Origin of the sequence: Acetobacter papayae JCM 25143 (genome assembly GCF_000613285.1) — a bacterium.
GTDB classification, from domain to species: Bacteria; Pseudomonadota; Alphaproteobacteria; order Acetobacterales; family Acetobacteraceae; genus Acetobacter; species Acetobacter papayae.
Window position 1 is genome coordinate 1 of sequence record NZ_BAIN01000090.1, and the last position, 7,984, is coordinate 7,984.

Sequence of the window (7,984 nt, forward strand, 5' to 3'; positions counted from 1 at the left end):
CGCGGCGGCCACAGCCCGCACTCAGGCCCGCGCCCTCTCTGCGGCGACCCTCAGCGCTACAGCGCAGCTACAGGATACGGAACAGCAGATTGCCGATCTGTCGGACCGTATGGATGCAACCCATCAGGAGCAGCAGGCCCTGTCTGCAAGCCTGCTGGGGCATGAACAGGCACTAGCCCCTATCCTGCCGCTGGCGGTGCGGCTTTCGGTCTATCCCTCCGATACCTTGCTGGCAGCCCCCCTGCCCCAGAACGATGCCGTAACCGGCTTTCTGGTTCTGCGGGGTCTGTCACGCCAGTTGCAGGATGAAGCGCGTGACCTGCGTGAAAAACAGGCCCGGCTGGCCGTGCTGGATCACGACCTCACCGCCCAGAAAACCCGACTGGAAGCGCTGGAGCAGCAGCAGGCCAGCGAGCGCGCAACCGTGCGCAGGCAGGCTGATCAGGCGCGCAAGGCGCAAAAACGGCCGATAGTGCCGCCCGTGTGGCAACGCAGGCGCTGCAGAACGCCATGCAGCGCGCCTCAAGCCTGCAGGATGCCGTAGACCGGCTTGAAGCCCTGCAAACCGCCGCTGAAACCCGCCTGCACCAAGCCCTGAGCGCTCCGCCGCCCCGCCCGCGCACAACACACACCCTTACATCTCCGGCCGATACACAGGCCACAACCAGCCAGCAGGACACCGTACAGGCCAACACAGCGGAAGGCCCCGGCCTGAACGAACAAAGCGGGGCAACTCCCGGGCTGAAGCCCGTGGCCGGAACACTGCTCAGCGCATGGGGGGCCAGCACCGAATCCGGTCCCGCCACAGGCATGACCTACCGCACCCCGCCGGGTGCCAGCGTGCGCGCCCCCTGCACCGGCGGGGTCGATTTTGCCGGTGTGTTCCGCACATATGGGCGTATGGTCATTCTCAACTGCGGCCGCCATTACCGCTTCATTCTGGCAGGCCTTTCCGAGCTTTCAGTCGATACCGGGCAGGATTTGACAAAGGGCGCACCCATAGGACACATGGGAAATGCGGGCAGTTCAGCCAGACTGTTCATACAACTCCGGCACGGGCAGCAGAGCATCAACCCGGCCCCCTTCCTGTAGGGCGTAAAGCCATGACGGCATGGGCGGTTTCCCTGCGTTGCGGAACAGGCTAGTCTCGCCCGCAACGCGACCTGCCACACGCCATGCCTCCCCTTGGGCGGGGCTATGGCAGGCCGGAAAAAAGACAGGACGAACACGCGCCACGGGGTTTTTCCCGGTTCTGGCGACAGGAGACAAGATCGCATGAAGTTCCGCACAGGTCTGATGCTCGGTGCCACCGCCATGACCGGCCTTGCCCTGGCTTTCTCTCCAGGTCACTTCCCTGCCAGAATCCTTCTGCCTGCCCCTGTTCAGGCGCAGACCGCGACACCCGATGCCGCGCCCACCGCAAACCACGCCGAAACCTACCGCCTGCTGACCCTGTTCGGCACGGTTCTGGATCTGGTGCGCTCCGATTACGTCGAGCCCGTATCCGACCGTGATCTGATCACCAATGCGCTTAATGGCATGCTCAGCGGCCTTGACCCGCACAGTTCGTACATGACGCAAAAGCAGTACGAAGACATGATGGTGCAGATGAAAGGCGAGTTTGGCGGCCTTGGGCTGGAACTCCAGCAGCAGGACGGCCATATCCGCGTTGTCTCCCCCATTGACGGCACGCCGGCTTCCGGGCCGGGATCAAGGCGGGTGATTACATCATCGCCGTGGATGGCCACACCGTGGACGGCATGCCGCTGGATGAAGCCGTAAAGAAAATGCGCGGCAAGCCCGACACCAAGATCACGCTGACACTGGTGCGCGAAAAAACGCCCAAGCCCATCGTGGTGACACTCACCCGCGAAATCATCCATATCGACGTGGTCAAATCCGCCCTGTACGACCGGATCGGCTATATCCGCATCGCTCAGTTTAACGAAACCACGGAAAAAGAACTGCTCAAGGCCTACAACACCCTGCGCCAGCAGGCAGGCGGCAAGCTTGCGGGCCTTGTGCTGGACCTGCGCAACGACCCCGGCGGGCTGCTTGATCAGGCGGTGGAGGTTTCCTCCAGCTTCATCCGTTCGGGCGAGATCGTGTCCACCCGGGCGCGCCACCCCAAGGACAGCCAGCGCTGGGATGCCCACGGCACCGACATTACCGATGGCCTGCCCATGGTGGTGCTGATCAACGGTGGCTCGGCCTCTGCCTCTGAAATCGTGTCTGGTGCGTTGCAGGATCACCATCGCGCCGTGCTGCTGGGCACGCGCTCGTTCGGCAAGGGATCGGTGCAGTCCATCATCCCCATTCCGGGCAATGGTGCTGTGCGCCTGACCACGGCGCGCTACTACACACCTTCGGGTCGCTCCATTCAGGCACTGGGCATCATGCCCGACATCACGGTCAAGGAAACGCGTGACGACCCCGGCCTGAGCCTGCGTGAAGCCGATCTTGAGCATATTCTCAAAAATCAGGGCGGCAACACCACCAAGCCCCAGCCCCGTACCGACCTGCCTGCCATTGCCGCGGACATTCCCAACGAACCGCCCGCCAACTGGCCCGAGTTCGATTACACCAAGCCTTCCACCGACTTTCAATTGCAAGAAGGCCTGCGGGTTGTCCGCTCCATGGCCGGGCTGCCGGCCCCTGCTCCGGCCGTGCCTGCCGCCCCCGCCCCCAAAACCCCGGCAAAAACGGACGGCGCGCAGCACCAGTAACAGCGTAAAGCGAGCACGAGAGCGGTCATGCGTACCCCTTCCCTGTGGCGGCGGCTTACCACCCGCGGCAGACTGTTCATCTGGTTCTGGCTTGCCGTTGTGGCGGTTGCCGCCATTCTGGGGGCAACCCTGCACTTTATCAGGCCGCCACATCCCTCCATTGCCCAATGGAATGCGGATGTGGCCCGCCACCACCTGAAGGGCGACCACACCGGCATTCTGCCGCCCCAGATGGCGCTGCTGGAAAAGCATAACGGCACCGGCGGCTTTCCCCTGCCCCTGACAGGCCCGCACGGGCAGACCGCTCGCCAGATTTACGCTGCACAGACCGTGGATGTACCGCCCGGCACCCCCATGGTGGCGGTGCTACTAGAAGGTATCAGCCAGCCGGATGAGCAGTCGACCGATGCTATGGCCTCGCTGCCCGGTGCGGTATCGGTTGCGTTTTCGCCCTATCTTTCGGGTGCGGATACGCTCATGGAAACTGCACGCCAGTACCAGCATGAAACCCTGCTGGTGCTGCCCATGCAGGCCAGCAAGGACAAACCCACCACCACCCAAACACCCCCGGCAGACGATGCCGGGCCACGCGCCATCAGCCTGCTCAATTCCTCACAGCAGAACACAGATAACCTGAACTGGGTTCTCTCACGCATGGCGGGTTATGTTGGCGTAGTGGGGGCACCTGTTGGGCCGAATGCAAATACCCTGCTGCACTCACAGGATTTCACCACCATTCTAGGCACACTGGACAAGCGTGGCCTGCTTTACGTGAACGGCACAGTGGATCAGCCCATTACCGGCGCAGGACTGCTGGGACAGGCGGATGTGCAGATCAATGCGGATACGGATATCGTCGGGATTGATATCCAGCTTCTCAAACTCCAGCAGGCAGCACGGCGCAACGGCCATGCCATTGGTGTCATGAGCCGCTCCGGCCCGTAGCGCTGGCCTGCCTGCGAGCATGGATTGCCCATCTGAAAGATGTCGGCATTGCCCTTGTGCCGGTAAGCCAGCTTATCCTGCCGCCAGACCCGGCCGACGTTACGCCCACAACACCAAACGGAGCCATGCGGGTCAATCTGGCCGCTCCCCAAGCTACACAAAGCCGATAACCGTTATGTCAGAAACCGCTCCCCCTGCCTCGGCCCTGCCTTACCGCCCCAATGTCGGGGCTATGATTTTTCATCCTGATGGCCGGGTATTCATTGCGCGCCGCACGGACATGCCGGGGGCCGGTGGCCCTTTGAGTGAAGGCACATGGCAGTGTCCGCAAGGCGGTATCGATGAAGGGGAAGACCCCGCACAAGCCGTGCTGCGCGAAGTATGGGAAGAAACCGGCACCCATGCCGTGCATATTCTGGCAGAACACCCGGAATGGATTGCCTATGACCTGCCCGATCACCTGATCGGCAAGGCGCTGGGTGGCCGTTACCGTGGACAGACCCAGAAATGGTTTGCGCTCGCCTTTACCGGACAGGATGCCGATATCCGGCTGGATACACATTTGCCTGCCGAATTCGATGCGTGGATGTGGGTGGACCTGAACACCCTGCCAGCCCGTAATGTCGGATTCAAAAAGCCGATATATGAACGGCTGGCCCGCGACTTCGCAGGCCTGACCACACCCCGCTAAAGAGCGTGGCCTACTGGCCGCGCAGGGTTAATGCGCGGCCTTTACCTTGCCATCACCCCGCATGGGTGAGCACAGGAAACAGAACGGGACACACAGGAAAGCCCCGATCCCCAAAATCATGAAAACCTCATTATACGCCAGCATGGATACCTGTTTGGTAAACTGCTGGAACATCGTATGCTGGGCTACGTTATCCAGTAGTGCGGGCGATGTACCACGCGCCAGCGCTACACTGCGCACCCTATCCAGATAGTCATTGAACGGCTGGTGATAGGTCGTCATCCAATGTGTCATATGCGCCTGCCGGGCCTGCCTGCGCTCGGTCAGCAGGGCCGTAGCACCCGAAATCGCCAGAGACCCCAGCACGTTGCGCGACATACTGAACAGAGCCGAGGCATCGGCATTCAGGCGTTCGGGAATTGTGGCGTATGCGATGGTGGAAAGCGGCACGAACAGGAAGGCCAAACAGGCGGTCTGGCTCATACGGAACAGCACCAGATGCCTGAAATCAAGCAGAGGCAAAAGCTGGGCTGAAAAGAACAGCGAGCACCCCATGAGCGCAAACCCTGTGGCGATCACGCTGCGCACACTCATGATTGTCATGAGCTTGCCTACAATGGGGATCAGCACAATCACCGCAAGTCCGCCGGGTGAAAGCACAAGACCGGAGAGTGTGGCCGTATACCCCATGACCTGCTGGGCAAACTGCGCACCACAATAGCCGAGGCATAAAGCAGCGCACCCATGGCACCCATAAGGGCCGTACCCATAGCGAAGTTACGGTCTTTGAAAACCCGCAGATCAACAGCCGGTTTATCCGTATGCAGCAGCCACAGCACAGCGCTACCCAGACCGAAAACAGCCAGAACCGCCATGATCCGGATAAAGGTGGAGCCGAACCAGTCCGCATCCTCCCCGCGATCAACCATGATTTCAAGGCAGCTAAAGCCAATGGTGATCAGGCTGATGCCAATCGCATCCACCGGGGCTTTCTGCTTGCGCGCCCATGGCGGGTCTTCCACCACAGCCATGACGCCGGTTGTCGTCAGAATGCCGAACGGCACGTTGATGAAGAAAATCCAGCGCCAGGAAAAGTTATCCGTAATCCACCCGCCCAGTGTCGGGCCGATCACCGGGCCCACCACCGCAGCAATGGCCGTAAGCCCAAAAGCCGCCGCGCGTTTGGCCGGGGGAAAACTATCCAGAATAATGGATTGCTGGTTGGGCTGTAGCCCGCCACCAAAGAAGCCCTGCATCAGCCGGAACACCACCAGTTCGCCCAGACTGGTGGCCGTGCCACACAGAAAGGACGAAACCGTGAACATGATGATACAGATAAGAAAATAGTTTTTCCGACCGAAGACTTTTCCAAGCCAGCCGGAAATGGTCAGCACGATGCCGTTGGCAACAAGATAGGCGGTGAGTGTCCATGTCGCATCGTCATACGTGCTGGACAGGCTGCCCGCGATATGAGGCAGCGACACGTTGACGATGGTGGTGTCCAGAATTTCCATGAACGCCGCCAGTGTAACCACAAAGGCGACCGTCCATGGATTATGCTTGGGCTTCCACCCGCCGGGAGCGACGTTATCGGCTGCCGAGGCCATCAGGGATGCGCCTGCTGGCTGTCCTGCGCCGCTGCATCGGCCGGGGCGCGGGGCGGCGGCGCATCGGAGCGGCCCTGCGTATCCACATGCACCACGGGCTCGACGGACAGGCCAAGGGCCAGCGGCTGATCCGGGTCCAGCCCTTCGTCAATAATGATCTTCACCGGCACGCGCTGCACGATCTTGACGTAGTTGCCGGTGGCATTTTCAGGCGGGAAAGCGCTGAACGTAGCCCCTGTGCCCTTTTGCAGGGAATCAACATGCCCGCGCAGTTTCAGGCTCGGATAGGCATCAACACGCACATCCACCTTCTGGCCCGGCTTCATGTGGGTAATCTGGGTTTCCTTGTAGTTGGCCACCACCCAGACTTCGGGTTCAACAATGGAGAAAACCGCCTGCCCCTTATGGACGTAGTCACCCTGCTCGATATTACGCTGGCTGATCCAGCCGTCACACGGGGCACGGAGAACAGTCCAGCCAAGGTTCAGATCCGCATTAACCAGATCGGCATCAGCGCCGTGCACATTGGCCTCGTCCTGGGTCACGCGTATAGCGGTGTTATGGATGTTCGGCTGCACGGGCATGGCCATCTGCACCGTACCCTGTGCAGCAGTCACCTGTGCACGCGCTGAATCGAGTGCAGCCTGTGCGTAATCCATATCCTGCTGCGAGGTGGCTGCACGGGCCACGCTATGCTGGCGGCGATAATCTGTCTGGGCACGGAATTCCTGCGCGCGGGCTTCGGCCAGACGACCCTGCGCCTGCATCAACGCACCGGGATATTCGAGCATGGCCACGGCGTGCATCATCTCGCTGGCCTGCGCCGTTGCCTTGGCAGCGTCGAGCGAGGCCAGAGCCCGATCGCGCGAGGCCTGCCAGTCACGCGGGTCGATACGGGCGAGAATCTGGCCCTTACGCACGAACTGGTTGTCATTCACCAGCAATTCCACCACGTAGCCTTCGACATGCGGGGCAATGCTAACGGCACGTCCAGCGGTAAAGGCATCATCGGTGTCAATGTCGTTGCGGGTAAAAAACCAGTAAAGCCCGGCTGCAACAACCAGAATGGCAATAACAGTCGTTAGAATCGGTTTCAGGCGTGACGGCTTCTTGCCTTCGGTCTTGCCGGTTGCACCTGCCTGCCCGTCACCCTGCGCGCCGGATGTTTCGGGAGACTGTTCGTGGTTTTCGTCCGCCATGCTTTATCCCTGCCCTGCAAACACCGTGTCATAAAAATCCGCCACGCGCAGCACTGCGCTGACCGACCGGTTCGGTCAGTATGTGGCACGTTCGCCGTTTCGCTTCAAGCGTGGCCTTACACCCGCTCTGGAAAGACGCCCTTGTCAGCGCGGGTGTCTAACGCTCAAAGCCCTGTGTTCGCACAAGTTGCGCGTAAAGACCGTCATGCGCCATCAGCCCGTCATGCGTGCCGCATTCGACCGCGCGCCCGTGCTCCATCACCACCACCATATCCGCCGACCGCACGGTCGAGAGACGATGCGCCACAATCAGCGTAGTGCGACCACGCCGCAAAGTAGCCAATGCGTCCTGCACTGCGGCTTCGTTCTGGCTGTCGAGTGCGCTGGTGGCCTCATCGAGCAGCAGCAGGCGCGGGTTGCGCAGCAGAGCGCGCGCTAGTGCCACACGCTGGCGCTGGCCACCTGAAAGCCGCTGCCGCCCGGCCCTACCTGCGTATCCACCCCTTCGGCAGGTCTGTAATAAACTGCTCGGCCGAGGCTGCACGAATGGCCTGCCACACATCCTCTTCCGAAGCCTCAGGGCGGCCTACCAGAATGTTTTCACGCACAGAAAAATCGAACAGAAGCGGGTCCTGACTGACATAGGCAATGGCATCGCGCAGGCTGGCCAGCCGGATATCGCGCAAGTCCAGCCCATCCAGCACGATACGCCCGCTGGTGACATCATGCAGGCGCGGCACAAGAGACAGGGCGGTGGATTTGCCAGCCCCCGATGCCCCCACCAGTGCGACCGTGCAGCCCGGCTGAGCATCGAAG

5 protein-coding genes and 4 pseudogenes are annotated in these 7,984 nt (G+C 61.3%); 6 read left to right on the plus strand and 3 right to left on the minus strand.

Annotated features, from left to right (window positions below):
- The 6 genes and pseudogenes from JCM25143_RS24360 to JCM25143_RS13650 all read left to right on the plus strand — a co-directional run.
- Nucleotides 1-544: pseudogene (locus JCM25143_RS24360) on the plus strand (hypothetical protein); the annotation flags it as partial.
- Nucleotides 511-1,092, plus strand: coding sequence for a murein hydrolase activator EnvC family protein (locus tag JCM25143_RS24365; protein ID WP_051543381.1), 582 nt, complete (start codon nucleotides 511-513; stop codon nucleotides 1,090-1,092). The pseudogene JCM25143_RS24360 and the gene JCM25143_RS24365, both read left to right, overlap by 34 nt.
- Before the next feature lie 19 nt (nucleotides 1,093-1,111).
- Nucleotides 1,112-1,279, plus strand: coding sequence for a hypothetical protein (locus JCM25143_RS24370; RefSeq protein WP_234395294.1), 168 nt, complete (start codon nucleotides 1,112-1,114; stop codon nucleotides 1,277-1,279).
- A pseudogene (locus JCM25143_RS19820) lies at nucleotides 1,276-2,726 on the plus strand (S41 family peptidase). The gene JCM25143_RS24370 and the pseudogene JCM25143_RS19820 overlap by 4 nt, the downstream one beginning before the upstream one ends.
- A gap of 27 nt (nucleotides 2,727-2,753) precedes the next feature.
- Complete coding sequence (locus tag JCM25143_RS19825; RefSeq protein ID WP_234395295.1) at nucleotides 2,754-3,671, plus strand: divergent polysaccharide deacetylase family protein; 918 nt, start codon at nucleotides 2,754-2,756, stop codon at nucleotides 3,669-3,671.
- Nucleotides 3,672-3,846: 175 nt separating this feature from the next.
- Entirely contained in the window at nucleotides 3,847-4,362 is a 516-nt protein-coding gene (locus tag JCM25143_RS13650; protein WP_025861610.1) for an RNA pyrophosphohydrolase, read from the plus strand.
- Nucleotides 4,363-4,389: 27 nt separating this feature from the next.
- Here the strand turns inward: JCM25143_RS13650 and JCM25143_RS19830 are convergent.
- The 3 genes and pseudogenes from JCM25143_RS19830 to JCM25143_RS25295 all read right to left on the minus strand — a co-directional run.
- Nucleotides 4,390-5,969 (minus strand): annotated as a pseudogene (locus JCM25143_RS19830) (DHA2 family efflux MFS transporter permease subunit).
- The gene (locus tag JCM25143_RS19835; RefSeq protein ID WP_051543383.1) at nucleotides 5,969-7,168 is read right to left on the minus strand and encodes an HlyD family secretion protein; all 1,200 of its coding nucleotides are present in this window, start codon (nucleotides 7,166-7,168) and stop codon (nucleotides 5,969-5,971) included. Before JCM25143_RS19835 ends, JCM25143_RS19830 begins: the two are co-directional and overlap by 1 nt.
- A gap of 157 nt (nucleotides 7,169-7,325) precedes the next feature.
- Nucleotides 7,326-7,984, minus strand: a pseudogene (locus JCM25143_RS25295) (ABC transporter ATP-binding protein); the annotation flags it as partial.